Source organism: Corynebacterium accolens, assembly GCF_023520795.1.
GTDB classification, from domain to species: domain Bacteria; phylum Actinomycetota; class Actinomycetes; order Mycobacteriales; family Mycobacteriaceae; genus Corynebacterium; species Corynebacterium accolens.
Map to the genome: position 1 here is coordinate 1,086,534 of NZ_CP046605.1, position 26,382 is coordinate 1,112,915.

Here is a 26,382-nt window from a genome sequence, read left to right on the forward strand (position 1 = left end):
TTCGGGCCTGTAGTCGAGGTATTTAAAGGGGAATGCAATGCGAGTATTGGTAGCAATGTCTGGCGGCGTGGACTCATCTGTCGCCGCCGCCCGTGCGGTGGAGGCTGGCCACGATGTCGTCGGCGTGCACCTGGCGCTGCATAAGGACGCGCAGCAAACGCGCGAAAAGGCCCGCGGCTGCTGTTCGCTGGAGGATTCCGCCGATGCCCGCCGCATTTGCGATAAGTTGGGCATTCCGTTTTATGTCTGGGACTTTTCGGAGGAATTCAAGGAAGAGGTCATCACGGACTTCGTGGATTCCTATTCCCGCGGTGAAACCCCGAATCCTTGCCTGCGCTGCAATGAGAAGATCAAATTCCGCGCATTGCTGCAAAAGGGCATGGCCCTGGGCTTTGATGCCGTTGCGACCGGCCACTACGCCACGCTTGATGATGACGGTTATATGCGCCGCTCCAAGGATGAGAATAAGGATCAGTCTTATGTGCTCGGCGTCATTTCCGCCGAGGAGTTGGACCACTGCTTTTTCCCCATCGGTGATACCCCCAAGCCGCAAATCCGCGAAGAGGCTGCGGCGCACGGTTTTTCCACGGCGAAGAAGCCGGATTCCTATGACATCTGCTTCATTCCAGACGGCAATACCCAGCAGTTCCTTGGATCGCGCATCGGGCTTCGGCCCGGCATGATTGTGGACCAAGAGGGCACGGAGCTTAAGGAACATGATGGCGCGTGGAACTACACTATCGGCCAGCGCAAGGGCTTGGACATCAAGGCCCCGGCCGCTGATGGCCGCCCGCGCTACGTCACCGATATCGATGCTGCAACGGGCACGGTGACCGTCGGCGCGCGCGAGGACCTGGCGGTCACCGCCATTCGCGCCGATCGCCTGAAGTACTTGCACCCTGGCATGGATGGCGACTTCGAGTGCGAGGTGCAGGTCCGCGCGCACGGTTCCGTCGTGCCGTGCATCGCCCACGTGGACCGCGCCGCGGATTCGATGCGCCTAGAGCTCAAGGAGCCACTGTCTGGCGTTGCCCGTGGACAGGCGGCGGTGCTGTACTTGCCTTCCCCAGATGATCTGGGCGATATCGTCATCGGTTCCGGCACTATCTGCGAGACCGTGTAAATGACCGGCTTTGCACTCGGGCCCATGCCCGGTACCTCCATGGTGGAGGCCGCCGACATCATCATGGGAGAGACCGAACTTCCCGCGCTCCCGCAGCTGCCGGAACGCGGCTTGGGCTCCGATTCGGTAGGGCGCACCGCCAGTATGCTCGAGGCCATCACCATCGACCGCGGCCCGCGTTCGTGGCGCATGACGGCGCGGCCGCAGCTGCTTACCCGCCGCGCGTGGGATCGCCTCGAGCGTGACCTCGACGAGGTACAGCAGGTGTGGGGAGAAAGCGTGCCCCGCGTTAAAGTCCAGGCGCTAGGGCCGTGGTCGCTGGCAGCCAGCATTGAGCTTGCCGATGGCCACCGTGTTCTTAGTGACCGCGGTGCCTTCGCCGAGCTTTCTGAAGCCCTTCTTCATGGGCTGCGCGCGCATGCAGACGATGTGGCACGCCGCTTCCACGGCGAAGTTGTGGTGCAGCTTGATGAACCTTTGCTTGCGGATATCGTGGCTGGACGCATCCCAGGTACCACGGATTTTGATTCTATCCCCGCCGTGGCTGACGAGGTAGCGCTAGAAACTCTGCTCGGCTTTGACGCGGACTACCTGCATGCCCCGCCGTTGTGGTCCATTGCTGGTGCCGCAACGACCTTGCTCGTCGATTTCCATAGCCCTCGTTATCGCCTCGATACCCCTGAGCATTTCGATGGCTTGGGAGAGCACCTGAGCGATGGCCATCGCATTGGTGTGGGGATTTCCGGATCGGATGCCCGTGCCGAGGCCATCGCGCTGGCCAAGCATCTCGACCGCATCGGCATGCCACGCGAACTTTTGGTCGATCGCTTTGATGTATATCCCGTGCAGGCCTCTGCCCGAACCCTGTGTTCGGTGACGGAGACCTCGTCCATCCTTGTCCGGGACGCCGGTGACCTTTAATCCACTCGACCCAAGCTATCGGTGGCCGTGAAATAGGCCTCCATGTAGGGAATGACGAATCTAAGCTGGCCGTGGCCGGTGGGTTCGATGAGATCGGCATCGATAAGCCGCTGGCGCGTGGCCGATAGGGACCGCACCGTGCGGTCGTGGTGTGCGGCGATAGCTTGAATTTCTGCAGTGTCGCTGTCCATGACAGCACTCATGGCTTCAAGGAAGCGGCGCTGTGCGGGTGGGAGCGTGAGGGTTGCGGGCTGGTGCACTTGTGTGCCTAGGACGGATATCGCCTCGGCCGAGATGGCTAGGACAGTGTTTTCTTCTATGCGGGTCGCGCCAGAGCGCTGTGCGTGGGCCCACGCTAGTGATCCGACGAGCTGAACCAGGTAGGGATAGCCTCGAGATAGCTCCACGGCGGCGGAGACTGCATCTGCACTGAAGTCGAGGCCCGAGTGTGCGGCGGTTTCCTTAAATGCAACGGTAGCGTTGGCGGGTGACAGCGGGCCCAGCACAAACTTTTGCGCGCGGCGCAGAAAGGTTACTCCGGGCAGCTCCAGCAGCCGGTTAATGCCCTGTGGCAGGCCGGCTACGACGATGGCAACATCGAGTTCATCGCGCACTAAGTCTTGGTAAGTAACGGCCAAGGAGGCCAATTCTTGGGCATCGGCATCTTGGACTTCATCGATGGTAAGGAGCACACCTGCACCCTTGAGCTGGGCTAGTAATTCGCGTAGCCGGGTATTTAAGGTGGGCTTATAGGCTTCATCCGTGTTGTGTTCGATTCCTATGGAACCAAGGCCGCCGATTCCGATGCGGTTGACTTTGTGCTTATCTGCCGGCGCAAGCGTGTCCATGATGCGGGGGATGGTGGTCTCGACGAGTTCTTCCACCATGGCGCTGCGGCCGGAGGCGCGCAGCGTAATCCATCCGCGGGCGGCGGCGATGTCCTCCAACTCGTTGAGGAGGACCGTCTTGCCAATACCACGGGCGCCGCTAATGACGAGTGAGCGACCGGGGTGTCCAGGTGGGGCATCGAGCGCTGCGCGAAACGTATCGAGGACCGCGGTGCGGCCGACCCAAAACAGCGGTGGGACGCCAAATGTGGGGCGGAAGGGGTTCTCGTGAAAGGACATGGTCTCCATCGTAGTCCATCCGGAGATTTGGGAGACTTTTTAACAACCGGAGATTTGGGAGACTTTTCACTCTTGTGTGGGCGCCTCGTTTGTTGCCTGCAAGGTTAGGTGCGGTCTGCAGCAGGGCTGGTGGCACTCCACGTCATGGCTCCCACATGGAGGGCGAAGGAGCCAACCAGTGTATACCACCAGTAAAAATGCACGGAGGTGTACCAGGGCAAGGCGTGGCCTAAGAAGATAATGACGACGGCGGTCAGTACCGCCGAAAAGACGCGAAATGCCGTCGAGCCGGGTTTCTTTAAAGCCTTCCATGCGGCCCAGAGCTCGGAGGCGATGAAAACGGCGAGGATAATGGACGTAGGCATAGTGTTTCCTTAAAGCTCAGCGAAGAGTGTGTGGCCAAGTTCTTCGGTACCGGCGAGCGAATCGTTGTTTGCAAATGCGGCTCGCTTTGTCTTTGGGTCGATGATGAGCATGGTGGAATAGCCGTAGGTTCCGCCGTTATGCCAGAAGCCGGTGCCGTCATCGTTCTTCTGCCATCCGTATGCGGGATCGCCGTGGGCCATAAACCACTCCGCGAACTTAGCCATATCGCTCGCGGTCGAGCGGATCGCCCCTGCAGGCGCAGAACCGTCCATCTCCCAAGGCTGGGCCCGCCGCCCAGTGGCGGTGCGGCCGCGCGGGGCATCGGCAGGCACGGCACCGGGGGTCATAAGGTAGGTCTCCGTTAATCCGGCTGGCTCGAATATTCGGTGTTTTAGTAACCCCTCATAAGGCGTGTCTGCCGCTGTTTCTATTACGTGCCCGAGCAGGGCGTATCCGAGGTTGGAATAGGATTCCTCCCCGCGGTTGCTGAGCTCTGCTGCGGCGGCAGCATCGACGATATCTTGAGTGCTTTCGCCTGCATATGGGTTCGTACCGGCCACTGCGGACCATAGGGAAGCGAAGAAATCCCCGTCTGCTGAGCGAGGTAGGCCAGAGGTGTGATCAAGTAGTTCTTTAATCGTTACATCCGCTATGGGCGCGTTGTCTACGTCTAGAAACTCGCCCACGGTGCTATCGAGTCGCAGTGTGCCTTCTTCTACAAGCTGGTGGGTGAGTTCGCCGGTGAACATTTTGGTGACAGAACCAATTTCTACTTCTGTGTGCTCGTTGCTGCCTTTACCCGCAAAGGTGGCGTTACCGTCGCGGAGTGTGAAAGCCGTGAGGTGATGAAACCCCGGCTCCGCGTGTTCTCGCAGTGTGGAGGCAAGGGCTGCATCTCCTGTATCTGTTAGGGCGAGTGTGAGGTGCCGAGGGCCAGCCAGTAGGAGGACGGAAGCGATAGAAATGGCGGTGCCGATGCTGAGGGCGAGTCTGCGCATTAGTGGTCCTCGCTAGCGGTAATAATGGCGAGCAAAGGAATAACGCGGGCGGGACGAATTGAGTACTCGCCACTTGTCTTTGTAGTCCAACCTGCACTAGTTAGAGCGCTGAGGTGGTGATAGGCCGTGCCGGTGGAAGAGATAATATCCTCGTCCACGAGCTCCGCGGCGGTAGCAGGTGCCGCGAGAAGGCGTCGAAGAATCTCGCCACGTACGGGATGGGCAAGTGCGGCGAGGCGTTCGAGATTTTCTGACCACTCCTCGTCAGTTATTGCAGTAGTGGGACGCTGCCACTGATAGGCGTAGGTACGCTTGCCGAGCGCAATGTTGCCGCCGAAAATTACCGATCCATCGGGTAGTTGAGTGGAGGGAGCAAGGGCATCGACAAGCCAGTAGGTCGACTCCTCCGAGGGAGGCTGCGGTGGGGCGCTCGATTGGCCTTCGAGTTTGGCGACGCGTGCCTCGAGATCGCTAAGGCGAGATTCAACGATATTCATATTTCTAGAATTCCAAAACTCTAGAAATATGGCAAGGGGATTAGGAAATGAGCGGCCACGCCGTCGAGACATCGGAGGCATCGCGGCCCTTGCCTTCTAGGTACTTCTTGAAGGCGACGCGGTCCTCGTACCACTTGACCGCTTGGAATTCCATGAGCTCGTTTTCGTCCATCTGTGCGAGGTTGGGGTAGTGCTGGCGCACCTGCTTCCAGGCCACGCGGGCGGCAGCGAGGGCATCGGCAGTGGCCTCGTGCGCATTGCCCAATTCCACACCGTAGTGCTCGCACACCGCGCCGAGGGTGCGTTTTCCCTTGCGCCACTTATCGCTCACGCGGTCAATGACGTACGGGTCAAAGACCGGGCCGGTGACCGTGAAATCGCCGGTGAGGCTGCGCAGGACGGTAAGATCAAAAGCCGCGTTATACACGATGAGCGTCAGGCCGTCGTCCCACGCTTCCTTGATGGCATCAACCGTGTTCTTGAGGACCTCCTCGTGCGGGTGGCCTTCTGCCTGGGCCTTTTCCGTTGTAATCCCATGCACGTCGGTGGCGGCTTGGGGGATCTCGATGCCAGGATCCGCAAGGTGCTCTACCTTCTGAACATCGCGGCCGTCGATGCGGACGAGGGCCGAAGTCACGATGCGAGCGTCTTTGGGATTAGCGGAGGTGGTTTCAAGGTCGAAGGCGAGCATGCGGGAGGCGTCGAAGTTCATGGTCCATACCTTAGTAGCTCGCCAGGACATGGGGGACCGCTAGACTTGGATACCGTGACTAATCCAGCTGATGTGCAACGTGAATGGAACGACCTGGCGCAGGAAGTGCGCCGCCACCGCAACCTGTATTACAACGGTGAACCGGCAATTCCCGATGCCGACTTTGATGCGCTTTTCCAGCGCCTGATGGACCTAGAAAAGCAGCACCCGGAGCTGGCGGTTCCGGATTCGCCCACCCAGCAAGTAGGTGCAACGCCGAACGCTGGCGAGGATATCGAGCACCTCGAGCGCATGATGAGCCTAGACAATGTCTTTAGCGCCGGTGAGATGCAGGACTGGCTGGATAGGACGCCCGCCAAGACTTACCTGACGGAGCTGAAGATCGATGGCCTCTCCATCGACTTGGTCTACCGCAACGGGCGCTTAGATACCGCTGCTACCCGTGGCGATGGCACCGTGGGCGAGGAAATTACCCCCAATGCGCGGGTTATTTCTGATATCCCGCACGAACTTACAGGCACCGATGAGTACCCAGTCCCGGAACTCATTGAAATCCGCGGCGAGGTCTATATGCGCCCCGAGGACTTCGAAGAAATCAATGAGGAGCGCGCGGCAGACGGCAAGGCGCGGTTTGCCAATCCCCGCAACGCTGCGGCCGGCGGACTGCGCATGAAGGATCCCGCCGAGGTGAAAAAACGCCGCCTGCGTATGGTGTGTCACGGCCTAGGCGCGCGCGAGGGATTTTCCCCCTCCTCCCAGCACGACGCCTATAAGGCCATCGCCGCATGGGGCTTGCCCGTCTCGCCCTATACCAGGCAGGTCCACTCCGCCGCAGAAGTACAAGAGGAAGTATCTTACTGGGCCGAACACCGCCACGATGCGATTTTCGAAATGGATGGGCTCGTGGTCAAGGTGGACGACTTGGGCTCACAGCGCCAGCTCGGGGCGACCTCCCGCGCACCGCGCTGGGCCATTGCCTATAAGTACCCGCCGGAAGAGGTAACAACAAAGCTGAAGAACATCGAGGTCGGCGTGGGGCGTACGGGGCGCGTTACCCCCTTTGCCATCATGGAACCGGTCTTTGTCTCCGGCTCCACGGTATCCATGGCCACCCTGCACAACCAGTCTGAGGTCAAGCGCAAGGGCGTGCTTATCGGGGATACCATTATTATCCGCAAGGCCGGGGAAATCATTCCTGAGGTACTAGGCCCCGTGCGCGAACAGCGCGATGGCAGCGAATACGAATGGTCCTTCCCCACGCAGTGCCCAGCCTGCGGGACGACACTCGCTCCGCAAAAGGACGGCGATGCTGACTGGCGATGCCCCAATACCCAATCCTGCCCAGCCCAGCTTTCCGCGCGCCTGGAATACCTCGCCTCCCGCAAGGGCCTCGATATCGAGGCACTGGGGGAGAAGGGGGCCATGGATCTCATCGAAAACGGTATCCTCACCGATGAATCCGAGCTTTTTGAGCTAACGGAAGAAAAGCTGCTTGCTTCCGATGTCTATACAGCCAAACGCGATACGAAGGATAAGCGCAGCAAAAAAGAGGGCAACGTCAAGGTCAATACCGCGGGCAAGAACCTGCTGCAGAACTTAGAAGAGGTCAAAGACCGCGACTTCTGGCGCGTGCTGGTCTCGCTATCCATTCGCCACGTGGGTCCCATTGCCGCCCGCGCCTTGGCAGCGCGTTACGGCTCCATGGAGAAGCTGCGTGCCGCTAAGACCGAGGATCTTGCAGAGGTAGACGGCGTGGGCGCGGTCATCGCTGAGTCCTTCCATGCCTGGTTCGAGGTGGACTGGCACCGCACCATCGTTGAGAAATGGGCGGAGGCTGGCCTCGCTATGGAGGTAGCCGCCGAGGACAGGAAAGAACAGACCCTAGAGGGCCTGACCATCGTTGTCACCGGCAGCCTCGAAGACTTCACGCGCGATTCCGCCAAGGAAGCCATCATTAGCCGCGGCGGAAAGGCAACCGGGTCCGTATCGAAGAAAACCTCCTACCTCGTCGCTGGGGCCAATGCCGGCTCCAAGGAGGACAAGGCCCGCGACCTTGGCGTGCCTATCTTGAATGAGGAGCAATTCCACACGCTCTTAAACACTGGGGAGGTGTAGACACACCGCGCCGGGCTTATTTGAGGAAGGCACCCAAAATCGTGCCGATGTGGCCGAGGTGCTCGACCTCAGAGGCCAGGTATTCCGGCCCGCCGGTGCGGCCCATGGCGATGACCATCCCGGTATCTCCCAGGGGAGCGGCGGCCAGGGCGGAATCGAGCAGCGCCCAGCTTTCTGGCACCCATTCGTCCTTATCGGGGTGCAAGGTGCGCGCGCTGTCGATGTTGAGATCGACCGGAATCGTATCGTCATCGGCAGGGGCCGCGTTTGAGGAGGCCACGCGGTGAATGGGCTCATTATTGTCAATGACGATGGCCCACGTGGAGGTCGCCGCCTTCGGGATGGCCGCGACGACTTCCTCCATCGCTGCCGTGACATTGGAGGCATTGGCGGCAACGCGCGCTAATAACTCGATCTGCCCGCGCCGGTCCACGCGGCCGCTGAAGGGCCGAATGGAATCTACTTCCACGCCATGAACAGAGGCGGCGGCGGTAATTAAGGCATCGGCCATAGCGTCTGCGGGAAGCTCAATGACAATGTCATCCATGACGGTGCCATCCGGGAAGGATTCTACGATGTCAACCGATTGGATATTTCCGTCAACCAGCCCGAAGGCCTCCGAAAGCTGGCCCAAACTACCAGGGGTATCGGGAAGCAGGACACGGATTAGGTAAGACATTAAGTCGCACGCTTTCAGTAGCTTGTAGTCCCATTTACGATACCTGGGTCACAGTGCGGCGTTCAAGGGGCAATAATTCGGGGTGACTCGGCAACCGCGCGGGTTGGTGCAGTATTATGGAGCCTTAGCAATTTACATAGTACGCGCGGGAAAATAATTTTCACCTGCGCGTCGATTATGGAAAAAGGATGGAGTTCGCGTGTCTGAGATTTCGCGTGATGAGGTAGCCCACCTTGCCAAGCTTTCCCGCCTGGCATTAAGCGATGAAGAGCTAGCCCAATTCGCAAGCCAGATTGATGAAATTGTTGATTCCGTTTCCGCAGTACGGAACGTGGACACTGAAGGCGTGGAACCGATGAGCCACCCGCACTCCGTGGATGCACCGATGCGCGAAGACGTTATCGTGCGCACCCTTACCGCCGAGCAGGCCTTGGACCAAGCGCCGGCCGTGGAAGATGAGCGATTCGTCGTGCCGCAGATTTTGGGAGGAGAGTAAATGACCAACGTTGTTGTACCTGCGGAGGGACTGACCTCTTTGACCGCCGCCGAGCTGGCGGACAAGATTCACGCGCGCGAGGTGACTTCCCGCGAGGTTACCCAGGCCTTTTTGGACCGCATTGCGGAAACCAATCCCGAACTTAACTCCTTCCTGCACGTGGGGCAGGTGGAAGCATTGGCGGCTGCCGATGCCGTGGATAAGGCCCTCGATGCCGGCGAAAAGCCCGCATCGGCATTGGCCGGCGTGCCGCTGGCCCTAAAAGACCTGCTGGTTACTACCGATGCCCCCACCACCGCCGCATCCAAGATGCTCGAGGGCTACATGTCTCCGTATGACGCGACGGTGACCAAGCGTCTGCGCGAGGCCGGCATCCCGATCCTGGGCAAGACGAACCTGGACGAGTTTGCGATGGGTTCGTCCAATGAGAACTCCGCCTTTGGCCCGGTTCACAACCCGTATGACACCGAGCGCACCCCGGGCGGTTCCGGTGGCGGTACCGCAGCGGCGCTGGCTTCGGGGCAGGCTCCACTGGGCATTGGTACCGATACCGGCGGTTCCATCCGCCAGCCGGCGGCGCTCACCAATACCGTGGGCGTAAAGCCCACCTACGGCACGGTGTCTCGCTATGGCCTGATCGCGGCCGCGTCCTCGCTGGACCAGGCGGGTCCCTGTGGTCGTACCGTCCTGGATACCGCGCTCTTGCACGAGGTTATTGCCGGTCACGATGCCTTCGACGCCACATCTGTGGACAAGCCGGTTGCCCCCGTGGTGGAGGCCGCCCGCGAAGGCGCGAATGGGGACCTGAGCGGCGTCAAGGTAGGCCTTATCAAGCAATTCGAGCGCGATGGCTGGCAGGACGGCGTGATGGAGAACTACCACGCCGCCGTGGAACAGCTGCGCGAGCAGGGCGCGGAAATCGTCGAGGTGGACTGCCCGCACTTCGATGAGGCCTTGGCCGCCTACTACCTGATCATGCCGTGTGAGGTCTCGTCCAACCTGGCCCGCTTCGATGGCATGCGCTATGGCCTGCGTGCTGGCGATGACGGATCCCACTCCGCGGAGCAGGTCATGTCCCAGTCCCGCGCAGAGGGATTCGGACCCGAGGTCAAGCGCCGCATCATGCTGGGCACGTATGCGCTGTCCGTGGGCTACTACGATGCCTACTACCTGCAGGCGCAGCGCGTGCGCACCCTCGTGGCCCAGGACTTTGCCCGCGCCTTCGAGCAGGTTGACGTGCTGGTCTCGCCCACCACCCCGACCACCGCGTTCAAGCTGGGGGAGAAGGCCGAAGACCCCATGGCGATGTACAACTTCGACCTGTGCACCTTGCCGCTCAACCTCGCCGGCCTGTGCGGCATGTCCGTGCCTTCCGGCATGGCAGCCGATACCAACCTGCCTACCGGTTTGCAGATCATGGCACCGGCTTTCCAGGATGATCGCCTGTACAAGGTGGGTGCGGCCTACGAAGCGAAGCGCCAAAACTAGCCGCGCTATTTAAAATAGTTGTCACTGTGAAATAGCTGCGGATTAGATAACGATTCGTTTACACCCCTGTCGGATGCCCATCCGGCAGGGGTAAATTACTGGGTATGACTTTGAAAAAGATTGCAACCGCGACGATGTCCGTCTCCGCAGCTGCGCTCATGGCCATGGGCGTAGCAAACGCTGAACAGCCCGCAGCAACTCCCAAACCAGCAGAAAACCCCGCACCGGTTGAGCCCGGTACCGAGGTAGCAGACTCCACCGCCAAGAGCGACCTGGTGGAATCCCTGCCGGCAGACGCTGACAAGCTGGTGCCGAATATCGAGGGCCAGACCATCACCGGTGAGCTGCACTCCGTCAAGGAAGACGGCAAGTTCACCGTGCAGTTCGACAAGGATCAGTCCTTGGTCCTCAACGATGGCTGCAATACCTACACCACCTCCTACGATGTGGATAAGGACGGCACCATCCACGTAGGTGACTTCGCCTCCACCTTGGCGGCATGCGATGACCACACCCAGGAGCTTTCTGATTCGCTGCGTGACGTCCTCGAGTCCGAGCCTTCCTTCTACGCCCTGCCTGACGGCCAGGCCGCACTGGGCACTGAGGACAACGCCGTTGTCTTCAACGTCGTTGAGTAAATACTCACAAGACCACTCAGCACCATGATCCTCCTTGGCGGGGGCCCATGGTGCTGTTGTGTATGTGGTGGGGTGGACTACTTGGCATCGGAAAGCGCGTAGGCGGCGCCCGCAGAGGCGGCCGTCACGGCGAGGACTGCTGGCCAGGAACCAATCTTCTTTGCCAATGGGTGGGAAGCGCCGAACGCGCCGACGTACAGGGCGGACAGGCCAGCGGTCGTGGCTGGGTTGGTCTTCTTTGCCCAGGAACGGCCGGCCCACAGGCCCGCAGTGCCGAGGATGACGCCGCCGAGCGGGCGAATGCCGGTCTCGCGGGCGGTGACCCAACCACCGATGAGGCCGAGGGTAACGGTGGTGGCGGTGGATACGTCTTGTGGTTTTTTGATATCAATCATGGACATGGTGGCCAGTCTAGGCCTGATTTGTGTGCCCCGCTAGAATTCCTGCCATGACTGTGGAGACTAATCTGCCACCTGAGCGCCAAGCATGGCGCGCCATGTTCGCGCTATCCCTCGGCTTCTTCGTGTCCCTGTTGGATCAGTCGATGGTGGCCATCGCCCTGCCGGAGATTCAGGCGGATTTTGGCGCTACAGTCAATGAAATCTTGTGGGTCTCGGCCGCCTATTTGCTTGCCGTGGTGGTGCCGCTGCTCTTTACGGGGCGGCTTGGCGATGTCCTTGGCCAGCGCGCCCTATTTTGCATCGGCGTGGGGCTGTTTGGGATCGGCGCAGTAGCGTGCGCGCTGGCGCCGTCGATAGAAGTGCTCATCGTCGCGCGCATCGTGCAGGGCTTGGGAGCATCGCTGGAAATGCCACAGACGATGTCCGTTATTAACCGGGTCTTCGCCCGCGAGCGCCGTGGGCGTGCGCTGGGGGTGTGGGGGATTATCGGTTCGGTGGCATCCTTGGCCGGGCCGCTCCTCGGCGGATTCCTTGTGGCTTATTTTGGCTGGCAGGCGGCCTTTTGGGTGCACGTACCATTTGTCATTGCCGCCATCGTGCTGGCTCTGCTGTGGATACCGAAGCTGCCGACCACAGCCCAGGACATCGATAAGCCCTCGGCCATAGTCTCGCTCATCGCGCTCGGCTCGATCGTCTTTGGCATCCAACAAGGCCCAGAGTTGGACTGGGATTGGCGGGTATTGGTGGTGCTTGCCATCGGCATTGCCGCAAGCATTGCCTTCGTGCGCCTGCAGGCTAGCGCGCAGGATCGTGGTTCCACGCCGCTGTTTCCGGTGGAGCTCTTCCACAACCGCAACTATGCGGCCGGCTCCGTGGGCATTTTGACCATGGGCTTTATGGCGGCTTCGGTCATGTTGCCGGTGATGTTGTGGCTGCAATCGGTCAAGGGGCTATCCGCCGGCGAGGCCGGCATCATCGTGGCTCCCATGGCGCTGGTCTCAATGCTGATGTCGCCCATCGCAGGCATCCTCACGGACGCGGTGAATCCGCGCCTGATGGGGCTAGTGGGTTTTAGCCTGATGATCGCCTCGCTGTGTTTGGCCTGGTGGGTCATGCATGCCGATGCCAACCCGTGGTGGCTGGCCCCGCCCATCGCCGTCTTAGGAATTGGCCAGTCCTTTATCTGGGGCTCTAATGCGGCAACGACGCTGCGCGATATTTCACCTCACCACATGGGCGCGGCGTCGGGGGCGTATAACACCTCCCGCCAGGTGGGATCCGTGGTGGGCGTGGCCCTAGTTTCCGCCGTGATGCAAACGGGTAATCCGACAACGGCGATCATCAATTCGCTTCTCGTGATTGTCATCGCGCTGGTAGTGGGACTTATCTCCTCGCTGCGCTACGTGGACACGCTGCATGGATAAAAATCCTGCGCTAAATTGGGGGATATGCGTCTTGCTGTACTGACTTCCGGTGGCGATTGCCCCGGCTTGAATGCTGTAATCCGTGCGGTTGTGCGAACCGCATCCAACGAATTCGGCGATACCGTCGTGGGTTACGAAGACGGGTGGGTTGGACTCTTAGAAGACCGCCGGCGCGATCTTTACGACGATGCCGGTATCGACCGGATTCTCTTGCGCGGCGGCACCATTTTGGGCACCGGTCGGCTGCACCCCGATAAATTTAAGGCCGGCCTGGAGCAGATCAAGACGAATATGCGCGAGGCCGAGGTCGATGCCCTCGTTGCCATCGGCGGCGAAGGCACGCTCAAGGGTGCTAAGTGGCTCAACGATAATGGCATCCCCGTTGTAGGCGTGCCGAAGACCATTGACAATGACGTCAACGCCACGGACTATACCTTCGGCTTCGATACCGCGGTATCGGTGGCAACGGATGCGATCGACCGCCTGCACACGACGGCGGAGTCCCACAACCGCATCCTCATCGTGGAGGTCATGGGCCGCCACGTGGGCTGGATTGCTTTGCACGCAGGCATGGCCGGCGGCGCACACTACACCGTGATTCCAGAAGAGCCCTTCGATATCGCGGAGATTACCAAGGCGATGGAACGCCGCTTCCAGATGGGCGAGAAGTACGGCATCATTTGCGTGGCCGAAGGTGCCCTGCCAAAGGAGGGCACCATGGAGTTTGAAGCCGGTGGCGTCGACCAGTTTGGCCACCAAACCTTCAATGGGATTGGCCAGGTCATTGGCGATGAAATCAATAAACGCACCGGCTATGACGTGCGTACCACCGTGTTGGGCCACATCCAGCGCGGCGGAACGCCCACCGCGTATGACCGCGTCCTGGCGACCCGCTACGGCGTGCACGCTGCCCGCGCGGCGCACAATGGGGACTCGGGAATGTGCGTTGCCCTGCACGGCGAAGATATCGACCTCGTGCCATTGGAAGAGGCCGTGGGTACGCTGAAGACGGTGCCCGATGCCCGCTACCGCAATGCGCAGGCCCTCTTCGGTTAAGGCCCGTTAAACCTCCGCCGTCTCGAATATTAAGATCGCCCTCTCACATGGTGGGAGGGTATTCTTTTGTTTATGAGTACCAATAGCGCTACAGAAAAACAGGAAGAACGGCAGGCGCTCATCGCGGCGCTGGGCTTTCCCATACTCGTTATCATCGGTGGCATTATTGGCTACATCGCCCCGAATACTGCGGCATCCTTTGCCCCGCAGGTAACCCCGCTGCTGGGCATCGTCATGTTCGGCATGGGGCTTACCCTCAAGCCTGTCGATTTTGTGCTCGTGGTGCGACGGCCGCTGCCGGTGGTGCTTGGCGTGGTGGCACAGTTCGTCATTATGCCGCTGATCGCGCTCGCCGTGGTGGCAGTCATGGACCTGCCAGAGGCGGTTGCGGCCGGAGTGATTTTGGTCGGCTGCGCCCCAGGCGGCACGAGCTCTAACGTGGTGTCCTACTTAGCGCGCGGCGATGTCGCGCTTTCGGTGACCATGACCTCCATCTCCACGCTCTTGGCGCCCATCCTCACCCCGCTTTTGACCTTGTGGTTGGCGGGCGAATACATGCCGGTCTCCGCGGCGTCGATGGCGTGGTCCATCGTCAAGGTGGTGCTCGTTCCGGTCATCGCGGGCATCGTCATCGGCATGCTGCTTCCACGGCTCGTGGCAAAGATTCAGGCGGCATTGCCGTGGATCTCCGTTACCGCGATTGCCTTGATCGTGTGCATTGTTGTTGGTGGCGCACATGACAATATAGCCACCGCCGGTGCGCTGGTCTTTGCCGCTGTGGTCATTCACAATGCGTGCGGCTATGGCTTGGGCTACCTCGCAGGCCTTTTTACCCGCCAGCCGGTTCCGGTCCGCCGCACCATGGCTGTGGAGGTAGGAATGCAGAATTCCGGGTTAGCCACCAGCCTTGCCTCTTCCTATATGAGCCCACTGGCCGCCTTGCCCGGCGCCGTCTTTTCTGTGTGGCACAACTTGTCCGGCGCGATCTTGGCTGCCCTGTGCCGCTTTAGCGATGCCCGCAAGGCCAAAGCCAGCTAAAAATGAATGGTGACAGCGGGGAAGTTCTGGTCTACGAACCAGGGCTCCTCTGTGATGGTGAGTGGGGCTTGGCCTTCCTCGAAGGCCAAGGTATCGCCGCCTTTGACGGTGGCGCCTTGCAGGATGTGGTCGGCGATATTTGCCAGCTTGTAATAGAGATCCGTGGGATCCATCGAGCTGGTGCGCGCCTGGATTTCCGGGTGGCCCGCTTGGACCAGTCCCATGGAATAGCCGCGGAGCTCGCCGTCCGATTGCGTAATCCACACCGGCGCGATGTGCATGGGGGCGAGGTTATTGCGCACGGCATCGTTAAACATCGCCGGAGAGATGGAGACGTTGCCGCGCGGGTTATGGATGATAAGGCAGTTGGGGTGCTGGACTACCGCGGACGTCGCCTGGGATAGCAGCTCTAGGTGCTCGCGGCGCGGCTCGCGGAATTGGTGGGAGAGGTTGTGTTCCTGGTTGTCCGGAAGGACCGAGACCAGTACCTGGGCTCCCGCGGTATCGAGGTCGCCGGCATCAGCGCTCAATATGGGGTGGAGGCCGTAACTATCTGGGGTGGGTGCAGAATCGATGGTCTGGTAGTGCAGGACAAACGCGCCATCGATAGGAACTACGAGGCTGCCCGGGTTCTTGCCGGGAGTAATCTCGCCGGCACGCCCCGAAAAGGTCCCGGTAACGGCCTCTTTGATCTCTTCGGTAGAGGGCGCGGTGGAAAAGACCGCGATGTTAATCAGTGGGGCATCGACAAGCGAAGTGTCTACTGTATGTGGAGTCGTCATGACAGTCACCCTAGGGGCTAGCGCGCGAGAGTGCACGGACGTATTAAGATGGCACGCATGACTGCTGCGATGTATGACCTGATGGACTTCGACGAGGTCCTCGACAAGTATGAACCGGTAATGGGCATGGAAGTCCACGTGGAGCTGGATACGGAAACCAAGATGTTTTCCACTTCTGCCACGAACTTCAGCGCAGCCCCTAACTCCAATACCGATCCGGTATCGCTGGGCCTTCCCGGGGCTCTTCCCGTGGTTAATTCCAAGGGTGTGGAGGGTGCAATCAAGATTGGCCTGGCGCTTAATTGCTCCATCGCGGAGTCCTCGCGCTTTGCCCGCAAGAATTATTTCTACCCAGACCAGCCAAAGAACTACCAGATCTCCCAGTATGATGAGCCGATTGCCTATGACGGCTACCTCGACGTCGTGCTGGAAGACGGCACGGAATGGCGCGTGGAAATTGAGCGCGCCCACATGGAAGAAGACACCGGTAAGCTGACCCACCTGGGTGGCGCCGACGGTCGCATCCACGGCGCTACCGCATCCCTGGTGGACTGCAACCGCGCGGGCATTCCGCTCATTGAGATCGTTACCAAGCCCATCATCGGTGCCGGCGAGCGCGCCCCTGAGGTGGCAAAGGCCTATGTTTCGGCGCTGCGCGAGCTCGTCGCCGCATTGGGCGTGTCCGATGCCCGCATGGATCAAGGCTCCATGCGCGTGGACTCCAACCTTTCCTTGCGCCCTATCGGCCAAGAAGAATTCGGTACCCGTACCGAGACGAAGAACATCAACTCCATGCGCTCTGTTGAACAGGCCGTGCGCTTTGAGATGCAGCGCCAGGCGCAGGTGCTGGAAGATGGCGGCAGCATCGAGCAGGAGACCCGCCACTACCAAGAAACCGATGGCTCTACTTCTAAGGGCCGCCCGAAGGAGACCGCGGAGGACTACCGCTACTTCAACGACCCGGATTTGCCGCCGGTCATTGCCCCGTGCGAGTGGGTAGAAGAGCTGCGCGCAACCCTTCCGGAGTTGCCGTGGGTCCGCCGCGCCCGCATCCAAAAGGAGTGGGGCATTAAGGACGAGGAGATGCGCGACCTGGTCAACGCGGGCGCGCTGGATCTCATCGTGGAGACGGTCGAAGCCGGTGCGAAGCCGGACGAGGCTCGTTCCTGGTGGGTGTCTTATCTTGCAGGTAAGGCCAATGAGCAGGACAAGACCCTGGCTGAGCTTGATATCACCCCGGCCCACATCGCCCGCGTCATTGCCTTGGTCAAGGAAGGCAAGCTGACCACCAAGCTAGCGCGCCAAGCCGTCGATGGCGTGCTGGCGGGAGAGGGCGACGTGGACGAGGTCGTCGCCAAGCGCGGCCTCGAGGTCGTGCGCGATGACGGTGCCATCGAAAAGGCCGTGGATGATGCCTTGGCCGCCAACCCGGACATCGTGGAGAAGTACCGCGCCGGCAATAAGAAGGTCACCGGTGCGATCGTCGGTGCCGTGATGAAGGCGACGCAGGGCAAGGCGGATCCGGGCCAGGTTAATAAGCTGATCGCGGAGAAGCTGAGCTAATACGCCACTGATCGAGCCAGTCTTCGTCCCCGGTTCTAAAGGGGTCGGAGGCTGGCTTTTTCGGTTTTAAATTGACCATAATTTTCATTTGGGCAGGTCAGAGCGGTAAAGCGTAGACTATGTGACATGCCAATTAAATCTAAAGTTCTGCAAAAAACGAGCCCAGATGCACCATTTCGCACCGTAGAAATCGAACGCCGCGATCCGCGCGAAGATGACGTCGTCATCGATATCAAGGCGGCGGGCATTTGCCACTCGGATATCCACACCATTCGCAATGAGTGGGGAGAGGCCCACTTCCCGCTGACGGTGGGCCACGAGATTGCCGGCGTGGTCGAAGCCGTAGGGGACAAGGTCACTAAGTTTAAGGTGGGCGACCGCGTGGGGGTCGGCTGCTTGGTCAACTCCTGTGGGGTGTGCGAGCAGTGCCGCAATGGGCAGGAGCAAAACTGCCTGAACGGCTCGGTGGGAACCTATAACTCTGAAGACGTTGATGGAACCATTACCCAGGGTGGCTATGCGCAAAAGGTCGTGGTCAATGAGAATTTCGTGTTGACGATTCCAGAAGGCCTCGACTTTGATGTTGCCGCCCCGCTCTTGTGCGCCGGTATTACCACCTACTCGCCCTTGGCCCGGTGGCAGGTCAAGGAAGGCGATAAGGTAGCCATCGTTGGCCTTGGCGGACTGGGCCACATGGGTGTGCAGATCGCCGCCGCCAAGGGGGCTGAGGTCACCGTCATTTCCCGGTCCCTGCGCAAGGAACAAGAAGCCTATGGGCTCGGCGCGAAGCGGGTACTGGCATCGGGTGAGGACCCCGATTTCTTTGCTAACCACAAGGGCGAGTTCGATCTGATTTTGTCTACCATTTCCGCCTCCTATTCCCTCAATGACTACCTGCAGCTGTTGAAGCCCCGGGGGATCATGTCTGTGGTCGGCCTGCCCCCAGAGGAATTGGGAATCACCATGGGCAACCTCGTCGGTGGCGGCAAGGTATTGACCGGAAACAATATTGGCGGCATTGCCGAAACCCAAGAGATGCTGGACTTCTGTGCAGAACACGGTATTGGCGCGGTCATCGAAAAGGTGGGCGTTGATGACGTTGACGCAGCCTATGAGCGGGTTGTCGCCGGTGATGTAAAGTTCCGCTTCGTCATTGATACAGAAACTTTCGCGGATTAAGTATGTAAGCTACTTCATCGACAAAAGATGTTGTATTGTATTTCACGCACGTGCAAGTAGGATTTCGTTATTGGCTTACGTACCATGTGCACAGGAGCACACTCCTGCGCCGCGCCTCCCTGCATGCGTCGGGGGATAAGGAGGGGCCTGGAACTCGCGCACTGGTGTGTGAAAATTATCCGCTACAAAAGTTAGGCAACTGTGTCTTATAAAAATATTCTCGCCATGGCCATGTCCTTCGTGGGCCTGCTGGTAGGCGCAGGCTTTGCTACGGGCCAAGAGGTCGTGCAATATTTCACCGCCTTCGGCTCCTGGGGTATTGCCGGCATTATTGTCGCAGCGGCCATTATGACGCTGGCGGGCACCGTGTTCTTGCAATTGGGCAGCTATTTCCACGCCACTGAGCACAACACGGTCTTCCGCAAAGTCACCCATCCCATCGTGTCCAAGCTATTGGACGTGGCCGTTATCATCACGCTCTTTGCCATCGGCTTCGTGATGCTGGCCGGTGCAGGTTCCAATATGGAGCAGCAATTTGGTTGGTCGGCTTGGATCGGCTCGACGCTGATGCTGGGGCTCGTGATTGCCGTCGGCATGATGGACGTCAATAAGGTGTCCAAGGTCATCGGTATGCTCACCCCGTCCATCATCATCGCCGTCATTGGCGTGGCCATCTACACCATGTTCCATATGCCGGACGATATTGGCGCAGCGATGGAAGCCTCTAGCCAAATCGATACCCCGATTGGCAACTGGTTGGTCTCCGCGCTGAACTACAACGGTCTGGCTTTGATGCTGGCGGTATCCATGTCCCTGGTTATCGGCGGCGATAATATTAGCCCGCGCGAGGCCGGTTGGGGCGGTATTTTTGGTGGCATCGTCTACTCCGTCATGATGGGCCTGGCAGGTTTTGCGCTGTTGATGAACGCCGAGGAGATCGAGGGCTCCGATATCCCGATGCTGTCCTTGGTCGATAGCGTCAACCCAGTCTTGGGCGGGATCATGGCCATCGTTATTTACCTGATGATTTTCAATACCGCCATCGGTATGTTCTACGCATTGGGTAAGCGCCTTTCCGCGGGCAATGAGGCCAAGTTCCGCGTTATCTTCATCGCTGGCTGTTTCGCGGGCTTCGGCGTCTCCTTCTTCGGCTTCAAGACCTTGATGCAGTACGTCTACCCGGTCATCGGTTACATGGGTATTGCGATGGTGGCCGTTTTGGTCTTTGCATGGTTCCGCAGCCAGTCCAAGATTCAGGACGAGGCGCTGCGCCGCGAGCGCGTGCGTTCGCTGATGCACCTGAAGCTGAATCCGAACAAGGAATACGACGCGGATCGCTACGACGACGAGATTGGCCAGCACCTCGAGGATTCCAATATGGATAGCGAGTCCCTCTATGAAGAGCTCGTGACCGAGGTGACGGAAAAGCTCGACGGTGATGACGATGTGGACTTTGATAAGGAAGAATTTGAGAAGCAAAACCAGGACGATCACACCTACTACATCGAACGCGAGGGCGTAGAGCACGACCGCTCGCCGGAAGAGATTGAAAAGTGGATCGAAGAAACCGGTGCTATCGGTGACCCAGAGGAAGACGATGAGTCGTCTGAAGCCGAAAGCTCCCAGAAGTAATCTCGCCTTAGAGCAATAAATTTCCCTCCCCTGGATTTCCCGGGGGAGGGATTTTCTATACCTTGTGCTTGCCGATGCCCCCTTTTAACGCTTGGGGCTGGAGCTGGGCTAGGGGATTACAGCAGGAGGAGCTTGAGGGTCAGGCCAATCATGATGACGCCGATGCCAACGTTGATCCAGCGCCATACCTCGGGGCGGGAGAGAACGTGGGAGAAGCGGGCAGCGCCAAAGCCAATGACGGGGAACCATGTAAAGCTGGCGGCGATGGCACCGCCGGCGAACAGCCACCGGCCGGGGTCGCCATACTGGTTGGCGATGCCGCCGAGCATGACCAACACATCGACATAGGCGCCAGGGTTGAGCCAGGTTAGCGCCAGCGCGGTAAGGAGTGGTTTGACCCAAGATGGCGAGCGCTTTATCTCTTGGCGCTGGGTGGCGGTAGCGGTGGCGACAGACCCGTGCTCGGTGCCGACCCCACCCGTGCTGTCGCCGTCGCCGTCGAAGGTCGCTACTTCCTCGGTGGAATTGGGGGAAGTGGATTCCACGTCGATGGCTTCGCCCTTGGTTTTGAAGGCATCGCGGAAGCAGGTGAAGGTGAAAAAGGCGAGGTATGCCGCGCCGATGTACTTGAGCGCCTCAAGCGCATTGGGAAAGCGCTCAACCAGGTAGCCGACACCGGCGGTGCCGGAGGTAATGAGGATGACATCGGAAAGCGCGCACACCACGATGATGAGCCCGATGTGATCGCGGCGGATGCCGTATTTCAACAGCATCGCATTTTGGGGGCCGACGGCCACGATGAGGGATAAACCAAGCACAAAACCAGCAAGCACGATGGACATGCCTCTAGTGTGAATCCAAGCGGTAAATAAGTCCAGTTAATCTATCTTCATATGGTTTAGAATAGCTTCATGAACCCGGTACATTTGGAAACCTTGCTGGCTATCGTGGAGGAAGGAAGCTTTGAGGTCGCCGCCTCGGTCCTGGGGATTTCCCCGTCGGCGGTAAGCCAGCGCATTAAGGCGTTGGAGGCGAGCACCGGCCGCGTGTTGGTGCGGCGGGCGAACCCGGTGGGGGCGACGGAAGCCGGCGAAATTCTGGTGCAGGCGGCCCGGCGCATGGCGTTGGTGCAGGCAGAAACCGATGCCCGGTTGGGCCAGCGCCTAGCGCGCGTGCCCCTGTCGGTGGCCATCAACTCCGACTCGCTCGCCACTTGGTTTACGCAGGTATTAAGCGATACCGCGCAGCGGGGTGATGTTGCCCTGCGCATCCGCATTGAGGATGAGGCCCGCACGCTTGCGATGCTGCGGCGCGGCGATGTCTTGGGTGCGGTAACGAGGGAGCATTCGCCGGTATCCGGGTGCGATTCCACGTTTTTGGGGACCATGCGCTATTTCGCTGTTGCCGCCCCGCACATCGCGGAGGGCTTTCATTCAGGGCGGTTTACCTGGGAGACGATGCCGCTGGTGGGCTATGGCCCCAATGATCAGGTGCTCGATGATGCTATGCGCGAGCGCTTTATTGATTCCCACGTTGTGCGCGCCCGGGTTTCGCAGATTCCCTCTTCGGAAGGCTACCTGGAGGCCGTGCGCGTGGGCCTGGGGTGGGGGCTTTTGCCGCAGGCCCAAGCCCAGCCACTGGTGGAATCGAAAGAGCTGCTGCTTCTCGATGACCACCAGCTCGACATCGACCTCTACTGGCAGCGCTGGCGCCTAGAATCCGAGGTCTTAAGCGATCTGACGCGGTCTGTGATTAACGCGGCTGCGGGGCTGGGAAGAGCTTAAGCTGAAAGTCTTCCGGATTCTTGACTTCCTCGCCGGAGGGAATGGGGCCCGGGAGACGCACGCTGGGGGCAAAGGGCTGGCCGCCAAAGCGATCGCGGTCATGGGGGTCTGCTAACCAGGACATATCCGGTCCCACCGGAACGATGCGGGTGGGGTTGATTTCCGTGTGCGTGGCAAAGTAATGCTGCTTGATCTCGGTGAAATCGGTGGTATCACCAAAGCCTGGTAGCTGGAATAGTTCCTGCAGGTAGCCGCGCAGGTTGGGCAGTTCCTGGATCTTGTGGCGCGAGCACTTGAAATGCGAATAATACACGGGGTCGAAGCGCACCAGGGTGGCAAATAGGCGGATATCGGTTTCGGTAATGTGATCGCCAACCATATAGCGCTGCGTGCCCAGGCGCTCCTCGGCCCAATCGAGCGCCTCCCACAGCTGGTCATAAGCCTCTTCGTAGGCTTCTTGCGAACCGGCAAAACCGCAGCGGTACACGCCATTATTGATGCCATGGAAGATGTACTCGTTGAGTTCTTCCATCTCCTCGCGGTGCTCTTCTGGGAAGAGATCGGGGGCGCCTTCTGCCTGGAAGTCCGTCCACTGCTCAATAAAATCGCGCACCATAGAGGGATAATCATTGGTGACTACCCGGCCAGTGGATTCTTCTACCAAGGCTGGCACGGTAATTCCGCGGGGGTAGTCCGGAAAGCGCTCGAAGTAGGCTTCCTGCAGGCGCTTGTAGCCCAAAACCGGGTCTACTTCGCCCTCGTCGAGATCGAATGTCCAGGACCGCGCATCGTGCACGGGCCCGGCGAGGGCCAAGGAAATGGAGTCCTCTAAGCCCAACAGGCGGCGAGCGATGACCGCGCGGTGCGCCCACGGGCAGGCGCGGGCCGCAACTAAGCGGTACCGGCCAGCCTCCATGGGCCAGTAAAAGGTGCCATCGTCCTGCGCGGTTACCTCGGATACCTCTGGTGAAATGCGGTCTTCGATGTAGGTGGTATCGCGAATAAACTCGCCATCTGGTGACGCATTGCGGGCATCTCCTGCCCAATCGGAGTCGTGTGAAGTCATCGATTCATTCCCAATTCTGGTGGATTCATAAGGCGGGGAAGTATCCCGCCGGTAATTAATGTTTATATGTCAACTATGTGACATTGTTGATATTACAACAAGATGGGGGCTAGGGAAAGGGGGGGGCGTGGGAACAATTGCGGCGCGCCGTTAACGGTACCGCAAAACTGCAGGCAACTGTCTTAAATTGGTCATATGAGCGATAAGCAGCAACCGGATAAAGCCAATCCCTTAGACGAGGAACTTAACGTCCCAGCCTACGATTCCATGCGGCAGGATAACCCCGATGTCTTTGCCCGCGCTGGGCGCGCCGAACCGCAAGAAATTCGGCCGCAGAAACAAGAGGCGGCGGAGACGGAGGTTTTGCCCAACCCTGCCGCTAATGGGGCCACGCAGCAGGGAAACCAGCAATCCGCAGGTGAGGATACCGCGGTATTGGATCCCGCAGCGGCGTCGCAGGCCGAAGGTTTTGCGGCAGATGATGCCGGCTTGAGTCCAGAAGAGCTGGCGGAACAAGAGCGCAAGCTGCAGCAGGAGCAGGAGGACAAGGAAGGCTACAAGCGCTATGGGCGCCGCGGCACCATTGACTTTGGCCTCTTCTTCGTCCGCTTGGCGATGAGCGCCTATCTCATCATCGCTGGCGTGTCCACGTTCTTCTCGCTGGGCGATGGCTCCGGAGTCTCCGGGCTGGAAGGCGATTACTCGCAGTACGCTTGGGCTAATTCCTTTGCCCTAGCGGTGCCGACCGTGCAGCTGATCGCCGGAGCATTCCTCCTTTTGGGCCTGATTAGCCCGCTTGCGGCCATGCTTGGCTTGGTCGTTACCGGTTTTACCGCATTGCACGAGCTGGCGGAATCGGGTGCTGGTCTCCAGGTCTTTGACTGGCCGGACTCGGTATGGCTGTCCCTGGTACTTTTCATTATCGCGATTGGCCTGCAATTTACCGGTCCTGGTTTCATTTCCTTGGACTTTGGCCGCTCTTGGGCGCGGCGCCCGCTGGGTACGTCGTGGGTCTTTGTGGTGGTTGGTATCGCCATCTTGGTTGCCGTGTGGGTCTTTGGCGCGGCAGTAAACCCGATTGCTTAGCCTGTTATTCGCTACCGCTTGAGTGGATCCCTGCCGCAGGCCATGCGGTGGGGATTTTCTTTCCATTCTTGCTTTCCGCTATGGAAAGTGAAAGAATTGCCATAAAGGAAAGTAAGCAAAGCTGGATATTGGAGATGGTGGTAGAAGATGGAAGATGAGCTAAAGAAGTCGCTCGAGTTTAATGACAGCCTGCAGGATCAAGGCGCTGAGCGAAAGCGGCTTGTGTAAAATATCCTCCTAGTGATCGCATTGGCAGCATTCTATGTGGGAGTGACCGTATTCGCGGAGATAATGCACCCCGTCGCGTTTCTGATTTTCTACTTTGTCCTTATAGGACTCATGGTGTGGGCGCTACTTCATTACCAGGGCAAGGTGCGGACCAGCTATCGCCAGGATCCGTATACCCAGCCCAAGGCCGATAAGAAATACTACGCGGGGATGGCAGTAATACTTATCCCGATCTTTGTCACCAACATGCTGCGTGAGCACATGTGGGCTCTGGTAATCTTCATCGCGGTGTGGGCAGTGGCAATGGTCTGGGTGCTGCAATCTCGTGCCTTGGACGTTGCAGCGCGGCAAGGAGAAGGCCGTAGTGCTCAGTGATATTGACCCGGTTATCTATCCGCTCAATCGCTTCAAAATCTGTGCGGTATTAAACGCACGAGGTGCGGTGGAGGGACAGGTGCGCCGCGAAATGCGCTTCGCGGCGCTGCGGGAAGAGGTGGGGCAATCGGCCGCCACCTTATCCAAACAATTAACCGCCCTAGAAAAGGAAGGCTATATCAGCCGATTCCGCGAGTACGGGTCTTCCCGCGATAAGGACACCGTGTGGGTTATGCTCACTGCTACCGGCAAGTCCGCATTCGATGCCCACCTCGCCGCGCTTAAGTCGCTAGCGGAGCAGGAGTAGCGCTACGTGTGGTCTGTTTGCGCTGGGCGGCAAAGAACGCTGCCGTATACAGCGCTACTGTAACCAGGGTAAGCCAGACGAAGTCATCCACCCAGAATTTCTGGAAGTGGTTCATGGCATGAACATCGACTTGATCTCCCCACCACCACTTCGGCGGAACGGTGAGCAGCAGGGCTGCCCAAGCGATGAGGACGGCCAGGAGGCTGCGGGCAGCCCATCCGGTAGAAAGCCAGCTCCACGCGCGGTAGGCGAAGACCGGGATGATAAGCGTGAGCCAGACCCAGTGATGGGACCAAGAAACAGGGGAGATGAGCAGGACGGTGAGGGCGGTGACCAATTGGGCATCGACAAGCAAATGCTCCTCACACAGGCGCTTGATGAGCCACGCTGCAACGACGATGACAATAAGGGAGGCCGCGATCCACGCGAAGCCTATCGTCAGGCCATTCGCCTCCATGGGTTCGGTGGATGGATACATGCGCTGAATGGCGCCCTTGATGGAGCTATTGGACTGGTACTCGGTTCCCACGCCGAAGTCGCGGCCGGAGCCCATGTCGAGCAGTGTGGAGCTGAAGAACTCCACGAACGCCTCCCAGCGGAAGGCCGCGGCAAGAAGAGTGGCCGCTACGGCGGAGAGCAACGCGGTGGCAATCTGCTTCCATTCCCTGCGCACAAGGAAGTAGAGCAACATCGCCAGAGGGGTTATCTTGATGGCGGCCGCCACGCCGATGAGGATTCCCTGCGGCAGGAATTGCTTGCGCGGAACGATGTCGAGGATAACAAGCGCCATGACCACTATATTGATTTGGGCATAGTTGTTATTGAGGTCAACCGGCTCAAAGTGTAAGACAATGGCCCAGGTAATGGCGGTTACGGGTAAGAGGAATTCTGGCTTCTTGAGCACCGCCCTGAAAACGAAGTAAAGGCACGCGAGCACCAGAAGATCCGAAAGGATATCCATGATATTGCCGGCCAGATTGTGGTCGACAGCGTCAAAGGCCGTCAGCGGCACCATCGCTAAGGCGCCAAAGGGCGGATAAATGAAGGGCAGCTGAATATCGCCGGCGGGCATCGGCGCGCTATAGACGGAGCGGTGCTCGAGGAAGGCCTTGACCCCCTCGCGGTAGACCACCATATCGATGGGGAAGTCTGTGATGCGGGTGTCTTCAACGACCTTCCAAGCGCCGAAAAGGAACCCCAGCAGGGCCACGATATATCGGAATAACGGGGTACGAGCGAATTTCATCGCGATACAAACTACGCGATATTTAACTACAGAGCTCGCACCCCCTTCGAGGTCA

Annotated in this window: 27 protein-coding genes; 16 read left to right on the forward strand and 11 right to left on the reverse strand. The window is 59.3% G+C overall.

Annotated elements, in window-relative coordinates:
• Positions 1-37 precede the first annotated feature (37 nt).
• On the forward strand, positions 38-1,123 hold the full coding sequence (gene mnmA, locus CACC_RS05235) for a tRNA 2-thiouridine(34) synthase MnmA (RefSeq protein WP_005282453.1): 1,086 nt from the start codon (positions 38-40) through the stop codon (positions 1,121-1,123).
• Positions 1,124-2,044, forward strand: coding sequence for a uroporphyrinogen decarboxylase/cobalamine-independent methonine synthase family protein (locus CACC_RS05240; RefSeq protein ID WP_005280222.1), 921 nt, complete (start codon positions 1,124-1,126; stop codon positions 2,042-2,044).
• Here the strand turns inward: CACC_RS05240 and CACC_RS05245 are convergent.
• The 5 genes from CACC_RS05245 to CACC_RS05265 all read right to left on the reverse strand — a co-directional run bounded on the left by CACC_RS05245 (position 2,041) and on the right by CACC_RS05265 (position 5,744).
• Positions 2,041-3,171, reverse strand: coding sequence for an ATP-binding protein (locus CACC_RS05245; protein WP_035108653.1), 1,131 nt, complete (start codon positions 3,169-3,171; stop codon positions 2,041-2,043). The two genes, CACC_RS05240 and CACC_RS05245, sit on opposite strands and share 4 nt — an antisense overlap.
• A 104-nt stretch (positions 3,172-3,275) precedes the next feature.
• Complete coding sequence (locus tag CACC_RS05250; protein ID WP_005280224.1) at positions 3,276-3,536, reverse strand: hypothetical protein; 261 nt, start codon at positions 3,534-3,536, stop codon at positions 3,276-3,278.
• Positions 3,537-3,545: 9 nt separating this feature from the next.
• A complete protein-coding gene (locus CACC_RS05255; RefSeq protein WP_005280225.1) occupies positions 3,546-4,535 on the reverse strand; it encodes a serine hydrolase domain-containing protein in 990 nt (329 codons plus the stop codon).
• Positions 4,535-5,032 (reverse strand): ArsR/SmtB family transcription factor, encoded by a 498-nt coding sequence (locus CACC_RS05260; protein WP_005280226.1) that lies wholly within the window; start codon positions 5,030-5,032, stop codon positions 4,535-4,537. Before CACC_RS05260 ends, CACC_RS05255 begins: the two co-directional genes overlap by 1 nt.
• Before the next feature lie 40 nt (positions 5,033-5,072).
• Positions 5,073-5,744: a 3'-5' exonuclease gene (locus tag CACC_RS05265; protein ID WP_005280227.1), complete on the reverse strand. Its 672-nt coding sequence runs from the start codon at positions 5,742-5,744 to the stop codon at positions 5,073-5,075.
• 45 nt (positions 5,745-5,789) lie between these two features.
• On the opposite strand from CACC_RS05265, the gene ligA reads away from it, so the two are divergent.
• Positions 5,790-7,859, forward strand: a complete 2,070-nt coding sequence (gene ligA, locus CACC_RS05270; protein WP_081445491.1) for an NAD-dependent DNA ligase LigA — start codon at positions 5,790-5,792, stop codon at positions 7,857-7,859.
• 16 nt (positions 7,860-7,875) lie between these two features.
• On the opposite strand, the gene CACC_RS05275 is transcribed toward ligA, so the two are convergent.
• Entirely contained in the window at positions 7,876-8,538 is a 663-nt protein-coding gene (locus CACC_RS05275; protein ID WP_005280230.1) for an ACT domain-containing protein, read from the reverse strand.
• A gap of 199 nt (positions 8,539-8,737) precedes the next feature.
• Here CACC_RS05275 and gatC point away from each other — a divergent pair, with 199 nt between their 5' ends.
• From gatC to CACC_RS05290, 3 genes are all read left to right on the forward strand, one after another.
• A complete protein-coding gene (gene gatC, locus CACC_RS05280) occupies positions 8,738-9,034 on the forward strand; it encodes an Asp-tRNA(Asn)/Glu-tRNA(Gln) amidotransferase subunit GatC (protein ID WP_005280231.1) in 297 nt (98 codons plus the stop codon).
• Positions 9,035-10,522 (forward strand): Asp-tRNA(Asn)/Glu-tRNA(Gln) amidotransferase subunit GatA, encoded by a 1,488-nt coding sequence (gatA, locus tag CACC_RS05285; RefSeq protein WP_005280232.1) that lies wholly within the window; start codon positions 9,035-9,037, stop codon positions 10,520-10,522.
• 104 nt (positions 10,523-10,626) lie between these two features.
• On the forward strand, positions 10,627-11,160 hold the full coding sequence (locus CACC_RS05290; protein ID WP_005280233.1) for an META domain-containing protein: 534 nt from the start codon (positions 10,627-10,629) through the stop codon (positions 11,158-11,160).
• A gap of 77 nt (positions 11,161-11,237) precedes the next feature.
• Here the strand turns inward: CACC_RS05290 and CACC_RS05295 are convergent, their stop codons facing one another.
• Positions 11,238-11,561 (reverse strand): hypothetical protein, encoded by a 324-nt coding sequence (locus CACC_RS05295; protein WP_005280234.1) that lies wholly within the window; start codon positions 11,559-11,561, stop codon positions 11,238-11,240.
• Between the two features lie 47 nt (positions 11,562-11,608).
• On the opposite strand from CACC_RS05295, the gene CACC_RS05300 reads away from it, so the two are divergent.
• From CACC_RS05300 to CACC_RS05310, 3 genes are all read left to right on the forward strand, one after another.
• Positions 11,609-12,985, forward strand: coding sequence for a DHA2 family efflux MFS transporter permease subunit (locus CACC_RS05300; RefSeq protein WP_005280235.1), 1,377 nt, complete (start codon positions 11,609-11,611; stop codon positions 12,983-12,985).
• A gap of 24 nt (positions 12,986-13,009) precedes the next feature.
• Positions 13,010-14,041 (forward strand): ATP-dependent 6-phosphofructokinase, encoded by a 1,032-nt coding sequence (locus CACC_RS05305; protein WP_005280236.1) that lies wholly within the window; start codon positions 13,010-13,012, stop codon positions 14,039-14,041.
• Between the two features lie 72 nt (positions 14,042-14,113).
• Positions 14,114-15,079, forward strand: coding sequence for a bile acid:sodium symporter family protein (locus CACC_RS05310; protein ID WP_005280237.1), 966 nt, complete (start codon positions 14,114-14,116; stop codon positions 15,077-15,079).
• On the opposite strand, the gene CACC_RS05315 is transcribed toward CACC_RS05310, so the two are convergent.
• On the reverse strand, positions 15,076-15,861 hold the full coding sequence (locus tag CACC_RS05315; RefSeq protein WP_005280238.1) for a DUF4261 domain-containing protein: 786 nt from the start codon (positions 15,859-15,861) through the stop codon (positions 15,076-15,078). The two genes, CACC_RS05310 and CACC_RS05315, sit on opposite strands and share 4 nt — an antisense overlap.
• Positions 15,862-15,918: 57 nt before the next feature.
• On the opposite strand from CACC_RS05315, the gene gatB reads away from it, so the two are divergent.
• From gatB to CACC_RS05330, 3 genes are all read left to right on the forward strand, one after another.
• On the forward strand, positions 15,919-17,424 hold the full coding sequence (gene gatB, locus CACC_RS05320; protein WP_005280240.1) for an Asp-tRNA(Asn)/Glu-tRNA(Gln) amidotransferase subunit GatB: 1,506 nt from the start codon (positions 15,919-15,921) through the stop codon (positions 17,422-17,424).
• A gap of 126 nt (positions 17,425-17,550) precedes the next feature.
• Entirely contained in the window at positions 17,551-18,603 is a 1,053-nt protein-coding gene (locus tag CACC_RS05325; protein ID WP_005280241.1) for an NAD(P)-dependent alcohol dehydrogenase, read from the forward strand.
• Positions 18,604-18,804: 201 nt separating this feature from the next.
• Complete coding sequence (locus CACC_RS05330) at positions 18,805-20,235, forward strand: YkvI family membrane protein (protein ID WP_005282500.1); 1,431 nt, start codon at positions 18,805-18,807, stop codon at positions 20,233-20,235.
• A 116-nt stretch (positions 20,236-20,351) separates the two neighbouring features.
• Here the strand turns inward: CACC_RS05330 and CACC_RS05335 are convergent, their stop codons facing one another.
• A complete protein-coding gene (locus tag CACC_RS05335; RefSeq protein ID WP_005280243.1) occupies positions 20,352-21,077 on the reverse strand; it encodes a LysE/ArgO family amino acid transporter in 726 nt (241 codons plus the stop codon).
• Between the two features lie 69 nt (positions 21,078-21,146).
• On the opposite strand from CACC_RS05335, the gene CACC_RS05340 reads away from it, so the two are divergent.
• Complete coding sequence (locus CACC_RS05340; protein WP_005280244.1) at positions 21,147-22,019, forward strand: ArgP/LysG family DNA-binding transcriptional regulator; 873 nt, start codon at positions 21,147-21,149, stop codon at positions 22,017-22,019.
• Here CACC_RS05340 and CACC_RS05345 read toward each other — a convergent pair.
• A complete protein-coding gene (locus CACC_RS05345; RefSeq protein WP_005280245.1) occupies positions 21,988-23,085 on the reverse strand; it encodes a glutathione S-transferase family protein in 1,098 nt (365 codons plus the stop codon). The two genes, CACC_RS05340 and CACC_RS05345, sit on opposite strands and share 32 nt — an antisense overlap.
• Before the next feature lie 195 nt (positions 23,086-23,280).
• Between CACC_RS05345 and CACC_RS05350 the strand changes: the two genes are divergently transcribed.
• The 3 genes from CACC_RS05350 to CACC_RS05360 all read left to right on the forward strand — a co-directional run bounded on the left by CACC_RS05350 (position 23,281) and on the right by CACC_RS05360 (position 25,081).
• Positions 23,281-24,171, forward strand: coding sequence for a DoxX family protein (locus CACC_RS05350; protein WP_005280246.1), 891 nt, complete (start codon positions 23,281-23,283; stop codon positions 24,169-24,171).
• A 240-nt stretch (positions 24,172-24,411) separates the two neighbouring features.
• Complete coding sequence (locus tag CACC_RS05355; protein WP_005280247.1) at positions 24,412-24,774, forward strand: hypothetical protein; 363 nt, start codon at positions 24,412-24,414, stop codon at positions 24,772-24,774.
• Positions 24,764-25,081: a transcriptional regulator gene (locus tag CACC_RS05360; RefSeq protein ID WP_005280248.1), complete on the forward strand. Its 318-nt coding sequence runs from the start codon at positions 24,764-24,766 to the stop codon at positions 25,079-25,081. The genes CACC_RS05355 and CACC_RS05360 overlap by 11 nt, the downstream gene beginning before the upstream one ends.
• Here CACC_RS05360 and CACC_RS05365 read toward each other — a convergent pair.
• Complete coding sequence (locus CACC_RS05365; RefSeq protein ID WP_005280249.1) at positions 25,056-26,327, reverse strand: glycosyltransferase 87 family protein; 1,272 nt, start codon at positions 26,325-26,327, stop codon at positions 25,056-25,058. The two genes, CACC_RS05360 and CACC_RS05365, sit on opposite strands and share 26 nt — an antisense overlap.
• Positions 26,328-26,382 lie beyond the last annotated feature (55 nt).

Coding starts and splice junctions, on each gene's coding strand:
- mnmA (WP_005282453.1), top strand. CDS start 38: ATGCGAGTATTGGTAGCAATGTCTGGCGGCGTGGACTCATCTGTCGCC.
- CACC_RS05240 (WP_005280222.1), top strand. CDS start 1,124: ATGACCGGCTTTGCACTCGGGCCCATGCCCGGTACCTCCATGGTGGAG.
- CACC_RS05245 (WP_035108653.1), bottom strand. CDS start 3,171: ATGTCCTTTCACGAGAACCCCTTCCGCCCCACATTTGGCGTCCCACCG.
- CACC_RS05250 (WP_005280224.1), bottom strand. CDS start 3,536: ATGCCTACGTCCATTATCCTCGCCGTTTTCATCGCCTCCGAGCTCTGG.
- CACC_RS05255 (WP_005280225.1), bottom strand. CDS start 4,535: ATGCGCAGACTCGCCCTCAGCATCGGCACCGCCATTTCTATCGCTTCC.
- CACC_RS05260 (WP_005280226.1), bottom strand. CDS start 5,032: ATGAATATCGTTGAATCTCGCCTTAGCGATCTCGAGGCACGCGTCGCC.
- CACC_RS05265 (WP_005280227.1), bottom strand. CDS start 5,744: ATGAACTTCGACGCCTCCCGCATGCTCGCCTTCGACCTTGAAACCACC.
- CACC_RS05275 (WP_005280230.1), bottom strand. CDS start 8,538: ATGTCTTACCTAATCCGTGTCCTGCTTCCCGATACCCCTGGTAGTTTG.
- gatA (WP_005280232.1), top strand. CDS start 9,035: ATGACCAACGTTGTTGTACCTGCGGAGGGACTGACCTCTTTGACCGCC.
- CACC_RS05290 (WP_005280233.1), top strand. CDS start 10,627: ATGACTTTGAAAAAGATTGCAACCGCGACGATGTCCGTCTCCGCAGCT.
- CACC_RS05295 (WP_005280234.1), bottom strand. CDS start 11,561: ATGTCCATGATTGATATCAAAAAACCACAAGACGTATCCACCGCCACC.
- CACC_RS05300 (WP_005280235.1), top strand. CDS start 11,609: ATGACTGTGGAGACTAATCTGCCACCTGAGCGCCAAGCATGGCGCGCC.
- CACC_RS05305 (WP_005280236.1), top strand. CDS start 13,010: ATGCGTCTTGCTGTACTGACTTCCGGTGGCGATTGCCCCGGCTTGAAT.
- CACC_RS05310 (WP_005280237.1), top strand. CDS start 14,114: ATGAGTACCAATAGCGCTACAGAAAAACAGGAAGAACGGCAGGCGCTC.
- CACC_RS05315 (WP_005280238.1), bottom strand. CDS start 15,861: ATGACGACTCCACATACAGTAGACACTTCGCTTGTCGATGCCCCACTG.
- gatB (WP_005280240.1), top strand. CDS start 15,919: ATGACTGCTGCGATGTATGACCTGATGGACTTCGACGAGGTCCTCGAC.
- CACC_RS05325 (WP_005280241.1), top strand. CDS start 17,551: ATGCCAATTAAATCTAAAGTTCTGCAAAAAACGAGCCCAGATGCACCA.
- CACC_RS05335 (WP_005280243.1), bottom strand. CDS start 21,077: ATGTCCATCGTGCTTGCTGGTTTTGTGCTTGGTTTATCCCTCATCGTG.
- CACC_RS05340 (WP_005280244.1), top strand. CDS start 21,147: ATGAACCCGGTACATTTGGAAACCTTGCTGGCTATCGTGGAGGAAGGA.
- CACC_RS05345 (WP_005280245.1), bottom strand. CDS start 23,085: ATGACTTCACACGACTCCGATTGGGCAGGAGATGCCCGCAATGCGTCA.
- CACC_RS05350 (WP_005280246.1), top strand. CDS start 23,281: ATGAGCGATAAGCAGCAACCGGATAAAGCCAATCCCTTAGACGAGGAA.
- CACC_RS05365 (WP_005280249.1), bottom strand. CDS start 26,327: ATGAAATTCGCTCGTACCCCGTTATTCCGATATATCGTGGCCCTGCTG.